The sequence below is a fragment of the Streptomyces sp. CG 926 genome (genome assembly GCF_003148825.1).
GTDB lineage: Bacteria > Actinomycetota > Actinomycetes > Streptomycetales > Streptomycetaceae > Streptomyces.
The window spans coordinates 878432-894174 of sequence record NZ_QGGZ01000001.1 but is presented as its reverse complement, the minus strand read 5'-3'; the positions used below and the strand labels follow the sequence as shown (position 1 = coordinate 894174).

The 15743-nt window shown below is 67.7% G+C and carries 10 protein-coding genes; 8 read left to right on the top strand and 2 right to left on the bottom strand.

Features of this window, described 5'->3' with window-relative positions; genetic code table 11:
• Window positions 1-146: 146 nt before the first annotated feature.
• From acnA to BCL76_RS03650, 4 genes are all read left to right on the top strand, one after another.
• Window positions 147-2861 (top strand): aconitate hydratase AcnA, encoded by a 2715-nt coding sequence (gene acnA / locus BCL76_RS03665; RefSeq protein ID WP_109778045.1) that lies wholly within the window; start codon window positions 147-149, stop codon window positions 2859-2861.
• A gap of 298 nt (window positions 2862-3159) precedes the next feature.
• Window positions 3160-4587 (top strand): N-acetylglucosamine/diacetylchitobiose ABC transporter substrate-binding protein, encoded by a 1428-nt coding sequence (gene ngcE / locus BCL76_RS03660; protein ID WP_375137874.1) that lies wholly within the window; start codon window positions 3160-3162, stop codon window positions 4585-4587.
• A gap of 19 nt (window positions 4588-4606) precedes the next feature.
• Complete coding sequence (locus BCL76_RS03655; RefSeq protein WP_109778043.1) at window positions 4607-5551, top strand: carbohydrate ABC transporter permease; 945 nt, start codon at window positions 4607-4609, stop codon at window positions 5549-5551.
• Between the two features lie 14 nt (window positions 5552-5565).
• On the top strand, window positions 5566-6501 hold the full coding sequence (locus tag BCL76_RS03650; RefSeq protein ID WP_109778042.1) for a carbohydrate ABC transporter permease: 936 nt from the start codon (window positions 5566-5568) through the stop codon (window positions 6499-6501).
• Here BCL76_RS03650 and BCL76_RS03645 read toward each other — a convergent pair.
• On the bottom strand, window positions 6488-7345 hold the full coding sequence (locus BCL76_RS03645) for a hypothetical protein (protein ID WP_146228309.1): 858 nt from the start codon (window positions 7343-7345) through the stop codon (window positions 6488-6490). The two genes, BCL76_RS03650 and BCL76_RS03645, sit on opposite strands and share 14 nt — an antisense overlap.
• Window positions 7346-7479: 134 nt before the next feature.
• Entirely contained in the window at window positions 7480-10200 is a 2721-nt protein-coding gene (gene mgtA, locus BCL76_RS03640) for a magnesium-translocating P-type ATPase (RefSeq protein ID WP_109778040.1), read from the bottom strand.
• Between the two features lie 631 nt (window positions 10201-10831).
• Between mgtA and BCL76_RS03635 the strand changes: the two genes are divergently transcribed.
• From BCL76_RS03635 to BCL76_RS03620, 4 genes are all read left to right on the top strand, one after another.
• The gene (locus BCL76_RS03635) at window positions 10832-12046 is read left to right on the top strand and encodes an ROK family transcriptional regulator (RefSeq protein WP_030760717.1); all 1215 of its coding nucleotides are present in this window, start codon (window positions 10832-10834) and stop codon (window positions 12044-12046) included.
• A gap of 117 nt (window positions 12047-12163) precedes the next feature.
• On the top strand, window positions 12164-13273 hold the full coding sequence (locus BCL76_RS03630; RefSeq protein WP_181382417.1) for a sugar ABC transporter substrate-binding protein: 1110 nt from the start codon (window positions 12164-12166) through the stop codon (window positions 13271-13273).
• A gap of 162 nt (window positions 13274-13435) precedes the next feature.
• Window positions 13436-14224, top strand: a complete 789-nt coding sequence (locus BCL76_RS03625) for an ATP-binding cassette domain-containing protein (RefSeq protein WP_030760712.1) — start codon at window positions 13436-13438, stop codon at window positions 14222-14224.
• 26 nt (window positions 14225-14250) lie between these two features.
• Window positions 14251-15540, top strand: coding sequence for a sugar ABC transporter permease (locus BCL76_RS03620; protein ID WP_109778330.1), 1290 nt, complete (start codon window positions 14251-14253; stop codon window positions 15538-15540).
• The last annotated feature ends 203 nt before the right edge of the window (window positions 15541-15743 follow it).

Here is a 15743-nt window from a genome sequence, read left to right as displayed (position 1 = left end):
GACATCGAGATATCTGCCGAAGGCGTACCGCAGCCGCCCCCGCTGGTAAGGGTTACCTAACTTAGCCCTACCTTAGCGGATTGGCCAAGGGGCGTGGCGGCAGGATTGCGGTAATACGCGCGAATTCATGCATGAAGGAGACTGTCGTGTCGGCGAACAGCTTCGACGCCCGCAGCACGCTGCAGGTGGGCGACGAGTCGTACGAGATCTTCAAGCTGGACAAGGTCGAGGGCTCCGCCCGCCTTCCCTACAGCCTGAAGGTCCTGCTGGAGAACCTGCTTCGCACCGAGGACGGCGCGAACATCACCGCCGACCACATCCGGTCGCTCGGTAACTGGGACTCGCAGGCCCAGCCCAGCGAGGAGATCCAGTTCACGCCGGCCCGCGTGATCATGCAGGACTTCACCGGCGTCCCCTGCGTGGTGGACCTCGCCACCATGCGTGAGGCCGTGAAGGCCCTCGGCGGCGACCCGGCGAAGATCAACCCGCTCTCGCCCGCCGAGATGGTCATCGACCACTCGGTCATCGCCGACAAGTTCGGCACGAAGGACGCCTTCGCGCAGAACGTCGAGCTGGAGTACGGCCGCAACAAGGAGCGCTACCAGTTCCTGCGCTGGGGCCAGACCGCCTTCGACGACTTCAAGGTCGTCCCCCCGGGCACCGGCATCGTCCACCAGGTCAACATCGAGCACCTGGCCCGCACGGTCATGGTCCGCAACGGCCAGGCGTACCCCGACACCCTCGTCGGCACCGACTCGCACACCACCATGGTCAACGGCCTGGGCGTGCTGGGCTGGGGCGTCGGCGGCATCGAGGCCGAGGCCGCGATGCTCGGCCAGCCGGTCTCCATGCTGATCCCGCGCGTCGTGGGCTTCAAGCTGACCGGCGAGCTGCCGACCGGCACCACCGCCACCGACCTGGTGCTGACGATCACCGAGATGCTGCGCAAGCACGGCGTCGTCGGGAAGTTCGTCGAGTTCTACGGTGAGGGCGTCGCCGCCACCTCGCTGGCGAACCGCGCCACCATCGGCAACATGTCGCCGGAGTTCGGCTCCACCGCCGCGATCTTCCCGATCGACGGCGAGACCCTGAAGTACCTGCGCCTGACCGGCCGCGACGCCCAGCAGGTCGCGCTCGTCGAGGCGTACGCCAAGGAGCAGGGCCTGTGGCTGGACCCGGCCGCCGAGCCGGACTTCTCCGAGAAGCTGGAGCTCGACCTCTCCACGGTCGTCCCCTCGATCGCCGGCCCGAAGCGCCCGCAGGACCGCATCGTCCTCGCGAACGCCGCCGAGCAGTTCGCCGTCGACGTACGCAACTACGTCTCCGACGACGAGGAGGCCGGCAAGGAGTCCTTCCCGGCGTCCGACGCCCCGGCGTCCTCCAACGGTGTGCCCACCAAGCCCACCCTGGTGACCCTGGCCGACGGCACCTCCTTCGAGATCGACCACGGCGCCGTCACCGTCGCCGCGATCACCTCCTGCACCAACACCTCGAACCCCTACGTCATGGTCGCCGCGGCGCTCGTGGCCAAGAAGGCGTCCGAGAAGGGCCTGACCCGCAAGCCCTGGGTCAAGACCACCCTGGCCCCGGGCTCGAAGGTCGTCACCGACTACTTCGACAAGGCCGGCCTGACCCCGTACCTCGACAAGATGGGCTTCAACCTCGTCGGGTACGGCTGCACCACCTGCATCGGCAACTCCGGTCCGCTGGACGAGGAGATCTCGAAGGCGATCAACGAGGCCGACCTCGCGGTCACCTCGGTGCTCTCGGGCAACCGCAACTTCGAGGGTCGCATCAACCCCGACGTCAAGATGAACTACCTGGCCTCCCCGCCGCTGGTCGTCGCGTACGCCATCGCGGGCTCCATGAAGGTGGACATCACCAAGGACGCCCTGGGCACCGACACCGACGGCAAGCCGGTCTTCCTCGCGGACATCTGGCCCTCCGAGGCCGAGGTCAACGACGTCGTGGCGAACGCCATCGGCGAGGACATGTTCAGCAAGTCCTACCAGGACGTCTTCGCGGGCGACGCCCAGTGGCAGGCGCTGTCGATCCCGACGGGCAACACCTTCGAGTGGGACCCGCAGTCGACCTACGTCCGCAAGCCCCCTTACTTCGAGGGCATGACGATGGAGACCACCCCGGTCTCCGACATCGCCGGCGCCCGCGTGCTGGCGAAGCTGGGCGACTCGGTCACCACCGACCACATCTCCCCGGCCGGTGCGATCAAGGCCGACACCCCGGCCGGCAAGTACCTCACCGAGCACGGTGTCGAGCGTCGCGACTTCAACTCGTACGGTTCCCGTCGTGGTAACCACGAGGTCATGATCCGCGGCACCTTCGCCAACATCCGCCTGCGCAACCAGATCGCGCCGGGCACCGAGGGCGGCTTCACCCGCGACTTCACGGTCGACGGCGCGCCGGTCTCCTTCATCTACGACGCCTCGCAGAACTACCAGGCCGCCGGCATCCCGCTGGTCATCCTGGCGGGCAAGGAGTACGGCTCGGGCTCGTCCCGTGACTGGGCGGCCAAGGGCACCGCGCTGCTCGGCGTCAAGGCCGTCATCGCCGAGTCCTACGAGCGCATCCACCGCTCCAACCTGATCGGCATGGGCGTCCTCCCGCTGCAGTTCCCGGAGGGTGCCACCGCGGCCTCCCTGGGTCTGACCGGCGAGGAGACCTTCTCCTTCACCGGTGTGGAGGAGCTGAACAACGGCACCACCCCGCGCACGGTCAAGGTGACCACCGACACCGGTGTGGAGTTCGACGCGGTCGTCCGCATCGACACGCCGGGTGAGGCGGACTACTACCGCAACGGCGGCATCATGCAGTTCGTGCTCCGGAACCTCATCCGCGGCTGAACCACGCAGTAGACGCCGAAGGGCCGTACCCCCGTCGAGGGGGTACGGCCCTTCCGTTCTTCCGGCGGCGTGTCCATGTGACGGACAGGTCTCAACTCGGAAAAACTGGTGGCCATAAATGTGCATGATCTTGCTCACACGAGCGCAAGTGGACTATACCTGTGCCCGTCCGGATCACCGCGAGACGAGCGGCTCCGGACCGGGGGTGGGCGGGGACCTGTGGTGATGTCCGCATGCACGGTCACCACCGTGAATCCCCGGTCTCCTTCACACTTCTGACGAAGGCGAGGACATGAGCATGGGATCCACTGGTGAGGGCCTCGGACGCCGCGACCTGATCAAGCGCTCCGCAGCACTCGGACTGATCACGGTGCCGACGATGAGCTTCCTGTCCGCCTGCGCCTCCGGCGGTGAGGAGAACTCCACGAAGGGCCCGGCCAAGGCGCCGGTCACCAAGGAGAACCCCTTCGGCGTCGCGAAGGGCGGCAAGCTGGACGTCGTCGTCTTCAAGGGCGGGTTCGGCGACGACTACGCGAAGGCCTGGGAGGCCGCCTTCGACAAGAAGTGGGGCACCACCAGCTCCCACCTGGGCACCCAGGAGATCACCGCCAAGCTGCAGCCCCGCTTCAACGCCGGGAACCCGCCGGACGTCGTCGACGACTCCGGCGCCCAGCAGATCAAGCTGGACGTGCTCGCCAAGGGCGACCAGCTCGCCGACCTCACCGCCGTCCTCGACTCGCCCTCGCTCGACGACCCGACCAAGAAGGTGCGCGACACCCTGGTCGAAGGTGCCTACGAACAGGGCCTGCAGGGCGGCAAGTTCGTCGTGCTGAAGTACGTCTACGCCGTGTTCGGCTTCTGGTACTCCGGCAAGCTCTTCAAGGAGAAGGGCTGGACGCCGCCGAAGACCTGGGACGAGTTCCTGGCCGTCTGCGCCAAGGCCAAGGAGGCCGGCATCGGCGGCCTCGCCCACCAGGGCAAGTTCCCGTACTACATCAATGTCGTCATCATGGACCTGATCGCCAAGAAGGGCGGTCTGGACGCCATGAAGGCGATCGACAACCTGGAGCCGAACGCCTTCGAGGGCAACCCCGCCGCCCTCGCCGCGGTCGAGGCGGTCTACGAGGTGGTGGAGAAGGGCCTGCTGATGCCGGGCACCAACGGCCTCACCCACACGGAGTCACAGACCGCCTGGAACCAATACAAGGCCGCCTTCATCCCCTCCGGCTCCTGGCTGGAGAACGAGCAGCTGAAGCAGACCCCGGAGGACTTCGACATGAAGTTCCTGCCGATGCCGCTGCTCGCCGACAGCAAGCTGCCCTTCGAGGCCATCCGGGCCGGTGTCGACGAGCCCTTCATCGTCCCGGAGAAGGCCGCCAACAAGGCCGCGGGCTTCGAGTTCCTCCGCTCCATGCTGTCCCGTGAATGGTCGACGATCTTCGCCCAGCAGGCGAACTCGCTCACGGTCGTCAAGAACGGGGTGGACCCCGCCGTCAAGCTGCGGCCGGGCACCCAGTCGGCGGTCGAGGCGCTCAAGGCCGCGGGCAGCAACACGTTCAGCTACCGCTACCCCGACTGGTACAGCGAAATGGACAGCGAGATCCAGAACGCGTCCAATGAGCTCATGGCGCAGCGGATTCAGCCGAAGGAGTGGATCAAGCGGGCCCAGGCTGCGGTAGACAAGGCGGCCAAGGACCCGAACGCCAAGAACAACAAGCGCGCCTGACACCGCGGGGACGGACACCATGAGCCAAGTAGCCCAGAGGAAGGGGCGGGCCGGTTTCATCACCGGCTTCCTCTTCGCACCCCTAGCGCTGTACCTGACCTTCGTCATCTGGCCGTACGTGCAGACGTTCGGTTACTCCTTCACCAACTGGAGCGGCCAGTCCCCGACGTTCGACTTCGTCGGACTGGACAACTACGCGACGTTGCTGACGGACGAGGTCTTCCGCGGCGCGCTCTGGCACAACCTGCTGCTCCTGGTGTTCGTCCCGCTCGTCACCATCCTGCTCGCCCTCTTCTTCGCCTTCATGGTGAACGCGGGCGGGCGCGGCGGGGCCGGCGGAGTCCAGGGAGTGGGCGGATCGCGCTTCTACAAGGTCGTCTACTTCTTCCCCCAGGTCCTCTCCCTCGCCATCCTCTCCGTGCTCTTCGGCGCGATCTACCGCAGCGACGAGGGCGGCCTGCTCAACGGCTTCCTGACCAAGGTCGGTCTGATCGACGCCACCCACCCGGTCGAATGGCTCAACGAGCCGAACCTCGTCCTGTGGTGCCTGCTCCTCGTCGTCGTCTGGCACGGCGTCGGCTTCTACCTCGTGCTGTTCTCCGCGGCCATGCAGTCCGTCCCCAAGGACATCTACGAGGCGGCGCTGCTCGACGGCGCCGGGCGCGCCCAGACCTTCTTCAAGGTCACGCTGCCCTTGCTGTGGGACTCTGTGCAGACCTCGGCGGTCTATCTGGGCATCGCCGCCATGGACATGTTCGTGCTGGTGTCGACCATGACCTCGGGCCAGTTCGGAGGCGGTCCCGACCACCACAGCGAGGTCATGTCGACGGTGCTGATGCGCAACTTCCTCTACTTCGGCAAGAGCGGGTACGCCTGCGCCATGGGCGTGGTCATGCTCGCCCTGACCATGATCCTCTCCGTCATCACGCTGCGCGCCACCCGCCGCGAGCGCATCGAGTTCTGAGCGGAGTTTCCACGATGACTGCACAGTCCACAGTGATCAAGGCTCCCGGCGAGAAGGCCGCGGAGCGGGCCGGCGGCACCGGGCGGCCGGGGAAGCGGGAGGGGCGCCGCTCCGAGGGCATGGCCCTCAACGTCTTCTCGCACGGCTTCCTGGTCGTCTGGGCGATAATGATCGTGCTGCCCCTGCTCTGGCTGGCGCTCGGTGCCTTCAAGACCGACGCGCAGATCGGCGGCTCGGCCCTGAGCTGGCCCGCCAACTGGCACTTCGACGCCTTCGGGCGGGCCTGGACGAAGGGCATCGGAGGCTACTTCGCCAACACCCTCATCGTGCTGGTGTTCTCGGTCCCGCTGACCATGCTGTTCGGCTCCATGGCCGCCTACGTGCTGGCCCGCTACCCCTTCACGGGGAACCGGCTCATCTACTACTTCTTCGTCAGCGGGGCGATGTTCCCCGTGTTCCTGGCGCTGGTACCGCTCTTCTTCATGGTCAAGCGCTTCGACATGCTGAACACCTACCAGGGCCTGATCCTGGTCTACGTCGCCTACTCGATGCCCTTCACGGTCTTCTTCATGCACTCCTTCTTCCGGACGCTGCCGACGGCGATCCACGAGGCGGCGGTCATCGACGGAGCCTCCGACACCCGGATCTTCTTCCAGGTGATGCTGCCGATGGCCAAGCCCGGCCTGATCAGCGTCGGGATCTTCAACATCCTGGGCCAGTGGAACCAGTACATCCTGCCCGCCGTGCTGATGCAGCCACAGACCAGCGCCGACCCCGAGCGGTACATGCTCACCCAGGGGCTCATCCAACTCCAGTACCAGATGGGCTACGAGACGGACCTGCCGGTGCTGTTCGCCGGTGCCACCATCGCCATGGTCCCGATGCTGGTGGTCTACCTCTCCTTCCAGCGCCAGATCCAGTCGGGTCTCACCTCGGCTACCTTGAAGTAGAGCCCCGGGGCCAGGAGCCGTCGGGGGACTTGTCCAGTCTGAAGAGCGTTCCGGAATCCGGATCGCCGATGCGCTGGAGGATCCGGGGCTCCTCGGCGGTGCCGCCGACGTCCCACACGGGCAAGGTGCACCCGGGGATGTCGACGCGGACCTTCTGCGTCCAGACGTCCCGGCCGCCCTCGTAGACCCAGGTCCCGGAGCCCGAGCAGCCCGGGAACGTGCCGGTGACCTGGCCGTCCGAGGTGAAGACCAGGTCGTGGCCCATGCGGTCGTTCCAGAGGCCGATCATGGTCTGAGGTCCGATCGCGGGCGGCTCGTACGCGGGCAGCAGACCTACGGCCAGTCCGAGCGCGCCGAACAGCCCCGTCCCCACCACCACACCCGTGCCCCACCGTGCCACCCGTCCCAGCAGCCGGTCGTCCCGGGGCAGGGCGATCAGCGCGCCCGCCGAGAGCGAGGCCGTGGCCGAGACCCAGAAGAGCAGCGTGGCCCGCGTCTGCGTGTCGTTGTACGCCGCGTAGCCGAAGACGGGCGGCGTCAGCAGGGCCGCCACGATCAGCGGCGCCGACCACCAGGCCGCGTGCCTGCCGAGCCATCGGCCGAGGAGGTCGGCCAGCGCGACCGCCGGCAGGACGAAGACCAGCGACAGCAGGAACGAGATGAACCCGATGAGGGGCACGGTGCCGACCAGGGCCGCCCCGATCTCGACCCAGTCCGGGTCCCTGTCCGGCGGCGGCTGCGTCTGTACGTACAGCACGACCACCACGACGGTGAGCGCGACCTCCAGGAGCCCCACCAGCGTCGAGACCACCAGCACGACTGCGTACGACCGTTTCTGATGCACGATCAACCCCCCTCGTGGCACGGCGGACCCATGGGTCCGCCCGGCCGGCGACGTCCTGGCTCCATGGTGCCGGCCGGGCTGAACGTGTTCAATTCATCTTTCGCGCCGTTCCCCTCGGCGGACTCTCCCCGCTCCTACAGCCAGGTGCCGAAGCGGCGGATGTACCAGGTCTTCACCAGCTGGGTGAGCGTGCAGTACGCGAGCAGCACGCCGATCAGCCACGGGAAGTAGCTCGCCGGCAGGGCGACGAAGCCCAGCGAGGGAGCCAGCGGCGAGAAGGGCAGCCAGAGCCCGGTCAGCACCGCGAGGACGGTCGTCACCATCACCGGCCAGGAGGCGCGGGACTGGATGAAGGGGATCTTCCGGGTACGGATCATGTGCACGACCAGGGTCTGCGAGAGCAGGCCCTCGACGAACCAGCCGGACTGGAAGAGGGACTGGCTCGCCTCACTGTTCGCCGCGAACACGTGCCACATGATCAGGAACATCGAGATGTCGAAGATCGAGCTGATGGGTCCGACGGTGACCATGAACCGGCCGATGCCCTTCGCGTCCCAGTTGCGGGGCTCCCGCAGGTACTCCTCGTCCATCCGGTCCCACGGGGTCGCCAGCTGCGCGATGTCGTAGACCAGGTTCTGGACCAGCAGCATGATCGCGAGCATCGGCTGGAAGGGGATGAAGGCGCTCGCCACCAGGACCGAGAAGACGTTGCCGAAGTTCGACGACGCGGTCATCTTGATGTATTTGATCGTGTTGCCGAAGGTGGTCCGGCCCTGGACGACGCCCTGCTCCAGGACGGTCAGGTCCTTCTCCAGCAGGATGATGTCGGCCGACTCCTTCGCGATGTCCACGGCGGTGTCCACCGAGATGCCGACATCGGCGTCGCGCAGCGCGGCCGCGTCGTTGATGCCGTCGCCGAGGAATCCGACGGTGTGGCCGTCGGCCTGCAGGGCCCGGACGATGCGGGCCTTCTGGACCGGGTTGACCTTGGCGAAGACGGTCGTACGGGCGGCCAGCGCGCGCAGTTCGGCTTCGTCGAGGGCGTCGGTCGCGGGGCCGAGCACCACATGACCGACGTCGATGCCGACGTCGGCGCAGACCCGGGCGGCGACGAGGTCGTTGTCGCCGGTGACCACCTTGACCGCGATGCCCTTGTCGGCCAGGGCCTTCAGGGCTCGGGCGGCGTCCGCCTTCGGCGGGTCGAGGAAGGCGAGGAAGCCGACCAGCGTGAGGCCGTCCTCGTCCGCGACCGTGTAGGTCTCACGCGGTGTGTCCATCGTGCGGGTGGCGACGGCGAGGACGCGCAGGCCCTGCCGGTTGTTGTCCTCGGCGATCCGGGTGACGTGCCACCGCAGCTGCTCGGTCAGCTCCACCGTCCGACCGTGGTCGGTCATGTGCGTGCAGAGGTTCAGCACCTCTTCGACGGCACCCTTGGTGATCATGACGTGCTCGGGCTGTCCGAACTCGCCGACCAGGGAGTTGCGGGACAGGACCACGGACATCCGGCGTCGGGCGAAGTCGAAGGGGATCTCGTCGACCATCGAGAACCGTGCGTCGACGACAACCTCCTCGGCCTCGTCCACGCGGTCGATGACGGCTTGGTCCATCAGGTTCTTCAGGCCGGTCTGGAAGCGTGCGTTGAGGTAGCCGTACTCCAGTACCTCGCCGTCCTCTTCGCCGTGCACGTCGAGGTAGCGGTCCAGAACGATCCGGTCCTCGGTGAGGGTGCCGGTCTTGTCCGTGCAGAGCACGTCCATCGCGCCCAGGTTCTGGATCGCGCCCAGCCGCTTGACGACCACCTTCCGCTTGGACATGGCGACCGCCCCGCGCGCCAGGTTGGCGGAGACGACCATCGGCAGCATCTCGGGGGTCAGACCGACGGCGACGGCGACGCCGAAGAGGAAGGCCTCCTCCCAGTCGCCCTTGGTGAAGCCGTTGATCATGAAGACGACCGGGACCATCACCAGCATGAAGCGGATCAGCAGGAAGCTGACCTTGCGCACGCCGGTGTCGAAGCTGGTCTGCGGGCGCTCGCCGACGAGTGAGCCGGCCATCGAACCGAAGTAGGTGTCGGCGCCGGTGGCGACGACCACCCCGGTGGCGGTACCGGAGGTGACCGAGGTGCCCATCAGGGCCAGGTTGTCGGCCTCCACCGGGTCGGTGCTCCCTTGCCGGCCGAGGTCCTGGTCGCGGGTGTCGGCCTTGGCCACCGGCAGGGATTCGCCGGACAGCGCCGCCTGGCTGACGTTGAGGTCCTTGGCGGTGACGAGCCGCAGGTCGGCCGGGATCAGGTCGCCGGCCGCCAGCTTGACCATGTCGCCCGGGACCACCTGGTCCATGGGCACCTCGAACGTGGTCGGTGCGGAGCCGCTGTCGGCCCGGCGCTGCACCGCGCAGGTGGTGGTGACGAGCCTCTTGAGAGCGTCGGCGGCGCGGCCCGAGCGGTACTCCTGCCAGAAGCGCAGCAGCCCGCTGATCCCCACCATCACGGAGAGGATGACCACGCCCGGGTCCTTGGGGTCCTGCCAGTACATGACCGCCGCGAGGAAGACCAGTACGGCGATGAAGGGGTTCCCGTAGGCCTTCGCCAGCTGGAGGTACCAGCGGGGGGCGCGCTCGTGGGCGACGGTGTTGGAGCCGTGCCGCTCCAGGCGCAGCGCGGCCTCGGCGTGGGTGAGGCCGGCCGGGGAGGTGTCCACCTCCTGCAGGACCTGAACGCCCGAGCGGGCGCTGAGGTCGGCGAGGCGCTCGCCGACGAGGCGGGTACGGGCCTGCAGCTCGGCGGCCTTGCGCTCACGGCGGGAGGGGCCCGGCGGTGCGAGCGTGGTCGGGGTACGGGGGGTGAGCATGGTCATGACGAATACCTCCCTCCACGGTGTCCGGGCAGCGCGAAGCCGAGCGGTCACGTGGAGTGATCATGGGTCGGCGCGCGGCGGCCCCGATGGGCCGTCGGCACGCCGGTGGGCATGGATGACGCACGCCCGGCGGAGTTGGCAGGGCATGCGGAAGGAAGGGAATGTGGAAGGGAAGGAACCGCGGGAACGCGCGGGAACACGAAGTGAACGCGAGCGCGCACGGGAACAGCGGTCCACCGCTGAGGTGCGTCCCCGGAGAGAGGGGTCAGCCGATCACATGGTCAGTCGGTCAAGGTCAGCCGACGAGAGCGCTGCAAGGACTTCGATCGGGACTCATCCCGAACACCTCCTTGCGTAGCGCGGTCATTGCACGACGCCAGGTCCGGCCGAAAGGGCCGCAGAGGACCAGCGTCTCAGCGACCGTAGCACGATCCAACAGCCGCTTCTCTCCCTCTTTGGTCCAGTACCAGCCGTTTCATGCCGTGTCAGCCTCTTGACGTGTGGATGCGTTAAGGCTCGACTTAAGGTTCACAAGTTGGAGAGATGCCGGGGTCTCGGAGCGTGCAGCCGTGACATGCCCCGGCCGGGGGGCGACGGCTGGCCGTCGCTAATGGGCAGGAGTGGATGAGTCGTGCAGACTCCCGGATCGCAGTCGTCACTGCACCGCGCGAATCTCGAACGGGTCGTGCGGGCGGTGCGGCTCGCGGGATCGCTGACCCAGGCGGAGATCGCCCGCGCCACCGGACTGTCGGCGGCCACGGTCTCCAACATCGTCCGGGAGCTGAAGGACGGCGGGACGGTCGAGGTCACCGACACCTCGGCCGGCGGCCGCCGGGCGCGCAGCGTCTCGCTGAGCGGGGACGCGGGGATCGTCATCGGGGTCGACTTCGGCCACACCCACCTGCGGGTGGCGGTGGGGAACCTGGCCCATCAGGTACTGGCGGAGGAGTCCGAGCCGCTGGACGTCGACGCGTCCTGGACGGACGGCTTCGACCGGGCGGAAGCCCTGGTCGGAAGGCTGATCGCGGACATCGGCGTGGGGCTGGAGAAGGTCATCGGCGTCGGGCTCGGCGTGCCGGGTCCGATCGACGTGGAGTCCGGGACCCTGGGCTCGACCGCGATCCTGCCGGGCTGGGCGGGCATCAATCCCCGCCAGGAGCTCTCGCAGCGCCTCGGTGTGCCCGTGTACGTGGACAACGACGCGAACCTCGGAGCCCTCGGCGAACTCGTTTGGGGGAGCGGGCGGGGAGTGAAGGACCTGGCCTACATCAAGGTGGCCAGCGGCGTCGGCGCCGGACTGGTCATCAACGGTCAGATCTACCGCGGACCGGGCGGCACGGCGGGCGAGATCGGGCACATCACCCTGGACGAATCGGGTCCGGTCTGCCGCTGCGGCAACCGCGGCTGCCTGGAGACCTTCACGGCGGCCCGGTACGTACTCCCGCTGCTCCAAGGCACGCACGGACCGGAGTTGACGATGGAGCGGGTGGTCGAACTGGCCCGCGACGGGGACCCGGGCTGCCGCCGGGTGATCACGGACGTGGGCCGACACATCGGCAGCGGCGTGGCCAGCCTGTGCAACCTCCTGAACCCCAGCCGGGTGGTGCTCGGCGGCTCGCTGGCGGAGGCCGGTGAACTCGTCCTCGCCCCCATCCGTGAATCGGTGGGGAGGTACGCGATCCCCAGCGCGGCCCGGCAGTTGTCGGTGCTGACGGGGAACCTGGGCGGGCGGGCCGAGGTGCTGGGCGCACTGGCGCTCGTACTCAGCGAGATGGGCGATTCGACACTTTTGTCAGATCATGGAAGTGGAGTGCGAGCTCCAGCCGTCTTGTCTTCAGGTAGATAACGAATGGCACCGTTGTCATCTCGTTAAGAATTCACTCCTTGACGGCAAAACGCGGCCGGGGTTGACTCACATCCACCTCGGCCGCGCCGCTGCGGCCTCGTCAGGGAGGTTCAAGTAATGAACACGCGTATGCGCAGAGCCGCCGTAGCTGTCGCCGCTGGTGCCATGGCCGTTTCGCTCGCCGCTTGTGGCAGTGCGAAGGAGGCGGGCGACACCACCAAGGAGTCCTCCGGCGCTGCCAAGGGCGATGCGATCAAGGTCGGTCTGCTCCTGCCGGAGAACCAGACCGCGCGTTACGAGAAGTTCGACAAGCCGCTGATCGAGAAGAAGATCGCGGAACTCACCGGCGGCAAGGGCGAGGTCGTCTACGCCAACGCCAAGCAGGACGCGACCACGCAGAACTCCCAGGTCGACACGATGATCACCAACAAGGTGGACGTCCTGATCATCGACGCGGTGGACTCCAAGGCCATCGCCGGCTCGGTCAAGAAGGCCAAGGACGCCGGTATCCCGGTCGTCGCCTACGACCGCCTGGCCGAGGGCCCGATCGACGCCTACACCTCCTTCGACAACGAAGAGGTCGGCAAGGTCCAGGGCAAGGCGCTGCTGGAGGCGCTGGGCGACAAGGCCAAGGACGGCCAGATCGTCATGATGAACGGTTCGGTCACCGACCCGAACGCCAAGCTCTTCAAGTCCGGTGCGCACTCCGAGCTCGACGGCAAGGTGAACGTCGGCAAGGAGTACGACACGGTCGAGTGGAAGCCGGAGAACGCCAACACCAACATGGCGGCCGCGCTCTCCGCGCTCGGCAAGGACAAGGTCATCGGCGTCTACTCCGCCAACGACGGCATGGCCGGCGGCATCATCACCGCCCTCAAGGCCGCCGGCGTCAACCCCCTGCCGCCGGTCACCGGCCAGGACGCCGAGCTCGCCGGTGTGCAGCGGATCGTCGCGGGTGAGCAGTTCATGAGCGTCTACAAGCCGTACGCCCCCGAGGCCGAGGCCGCCGCGAAGATGGCCGTCGCCCTCGCCAAGGGTGGCAAGCCCGAGTCCACGTCCACGGTCGACAGCCCGACCGCCAAGGGCGTCGCCTCCGTGCTGATCCCGGTCGTCTCGCTGACCAAGGCCAACATCAAGGACACCGTCGTCAAGGACGGCGTCTACTCGGTCGACGAGATCTGCACCGACAAGTACGCGGCGGCCTGCGCCGCGGCCGGCCTGAAGTAGCGGCCCCCGCCGTCTCCCCACGAGACGGCCCCCGTGCCTGACCGGCGCCCCTCCCTCTCATCCCCGCCACCGGGCGGGGCGCCGGGCAGAAACGTTCCTCCGTCATCAGTCCCCGCTCCTGCTCTTTTGCACGACATCCCCGCCGGTCAGGCGGCGAAGGAGATGGTTCATGTGTCCGCTGCGCCCGTGCTGGCGTTGCGAGGGGTCTCGAAGCGGTTCGGCGCCGTTCAGGCCCTCACCGACGTAGAACTCGAGATCCACTCCGGTGAAGTGGTCGCCCTCGTCGGCGACAACGGTGCCGGAAAGTCCACGCTGGTCAAGACGATCGCCGGCGTGCACCCCATCGATGAAGGTGTCATCGAGTGGGAGGGGCGCCCGGTCGCCATCGGCAAGCCGCACGACGCCCAGAACCTGGGCATCGCGACGGTCTACCAGGACCTGGCGCTGTGCGACAACATCGACGTCGTCGGCAACCTCTTCCTCGGCCGAGAGCTCAAGAGCTTCGGCATCCTCGACGAGGTGGAGATGGAGCGGCGCGCCCGCGAGCTCCTGACCACCCTGTCCATCCGGATCCCCAGTGTCCGGATCCCGATCGCCTCGCTCTCCGGCGGTCAGCGCCAGACCGTGGCGATCGCCCGTTCCATGCTGGGCGAGCCCAAGCTCGTCATCCTCGACGAGCCCACCGCCGCCCTCGGCGTCGAGCAGACCGCACAGGTCCTCGACCTGGTGGAGCGGCTGCGCGAACGCGGCCACGCCGTCATCCTCATCAGCCACAACATGGCCGATGTGAAGGCCGTCGCCGACAAGGTGGCGGTCCTGCGGCTGGGCCGCAACAACGGTGTCTTCAACGTCGCCGACACCTCGCAGGAAGAGATCATCTCCGCCATCACCGGTGCCACGGACAACGCCGTGACCCGCCGGGCGGCCCGCACCTCGGAGGCCGGCAAGTGAGCACCCAGAACCCCGCCACCGGTCCACTGGACAAGGGCCCCGTCGATCAGCAGGAGCACATCGACCCGGTCAACCCCGCGGCCGCGCACGACGCGATCCCGGCCGTGGACCCCCGCCTGCTCGTCCGCGAGGAGGGCCTCGCCGGGTACGTGGGCGAGTTCAAGCGGAAGATGAAGGCGGGCGACCTGGGTTCCCTCCCGGTCGTCATCGGTCTGATCGTCATCTGGTCGATCTTCCAGGGGTTGAACTCGAACTTCCTCTCCCCGGAGAACCTGACCAACATCGCGATCACGATGACCGGCACCGGCATGATCGCCATCGGCATCATCTTCGTGCTGCTGCTCGGCGAGATCGACCTCTCGGTCGGTTCGGTGAGCGGTGTCTCGGGCGCGATCGTCGCCGTCATGGCCGTCACGCACGGTGTGAACGAATGGCTGGCCATCCTGGCGGCCGTCGTGGGAGGCGCCCTGATCGGCTCCATCCACGGCTTCTTCTTCGCCAAGGTCGGCGCCCCGGCCTTCGCCGTCACCCTGTCGGGCCTGCTCTTCTGGCTCGGCGCGATGCTGCAGATCCTCGGCAGCAACGGCACGATCAACATCGACTCCGACGGCGTGGTCGGCCAGCTGACCACGTACTTCTTCTCGGACGTGGCCGTCGCCTACGGGCTGGCCGCGCTCGCGGTCGCCGGCTACTTCCTCGCGGCCTTCCTCGACGCGAGGCGCCGCGAGGCGGCCGGGATGCCCTCCCGCCCGCTCGCCGAGATCCTGCTGCGCACCGGCCTGCTCGCGCTGTGCACCTTCGGCCCCGCCGTGCTGTTCAACCAGTACAAGGGCCTGCCGCTCGCGGTGGTGCTCTTCCTGCTGGCCCTGGTCGTCACGGACTTCCTGCTGCGCCGCACGACCTTCGGGCGAAACGTTTTCGCACTGGGTGGCAGCGTCGAGGCCTCCCGCCGTGCGGGCATCAACGTGACCCGCGTCCGGATCACGGTCTTCGCGATCTCCAGCACCTTCGCCGCCATCGGCGGCCTGTTCTGGGCCTCCAAGATCGCGGCGGCCAACCAGAGCGCCGGCGCCGGCGACCTGCTGATGAACGTGATCGCGGCGGCCGTCATCGGCGGCACCAGCCTCTTCGGTGGCCGGGGCCGGACCTGGAACGCCCTCCTCGGCGTCATGGTCATCGTCTCGATCCAGTACGGTCTGGCCCTGGAAGGCATCGCCACGCCGATCCAGTACATGATCACCGGCGCGGTGCTGCTGGCGACCGTGGTGATCGACTCGGTGACGCGCAAGACCCAGAAGACGGCCGGCCGCGCCTGATCGCGCGTCCGACTGCCCGCCGGAGTGACATCCGGCGGTAAGACCGGTCACAGTGCCCGGCGCCACTTCTCGTGGCGCCGGGCATCCGTGCGTGCCTGAACGGGGTACTCATGTACGGGTATACGCCCGTATGTGATGTGTGGCCGACTGGCCGTGCGTACATGTATGACAAAGGTGTGACTCCCTCGGGACGGCCCGATGAC

What these genes read in the sequence shown, in the direction of transcription:
- mgtA (WP_109778040.1), bottom strand. Translation starts at nt 10,200, where the DNA reads ATGACCATGCTCACCCCCCGTACCCCGACCACGCTCGCACCGCCGGGC.
- BCL76_RS03655 (WP_109778043.1), top strand. Translation starts at nt 4,607, where the DNA reads ATGAGCCAAGTAGCCCAGAGGAAGGGGCGGGCCGGTTTCATCACCGGC.
- BCL76_RS03625 (WP_030760712.1), top strand. Translation starts at nt 13,436, where the DNA reads ATGGTTCATGTGTCCGCTGCGCCCGTGCTGGCGTTGCGAGGGGTCTCG.
- BCL76_RS03650 (WP_109778042.1), top strand. Translation starts at nt 5,566, where the DNA reads ATGACTGCACAGTCCACAGTGATCAAGGCTCCCGGCGAGAAGGCCGCG.
- BCL76_RS03630 (WP_181382417.1), top strand. Translation starts at nt 12,164, where the DNA reads ATGAACACGCGTATGCGCAGAGCCGCCGTAGCTGTCGCCGCTGGTGCC.
- ngcE (WP_375137874.1), top strand. Translation starts at nt 3,160, where the DNA reads ATGGGATCCACTGGTGAGGGCCTCGGACGCCGCGACCTGATCAAGCGC.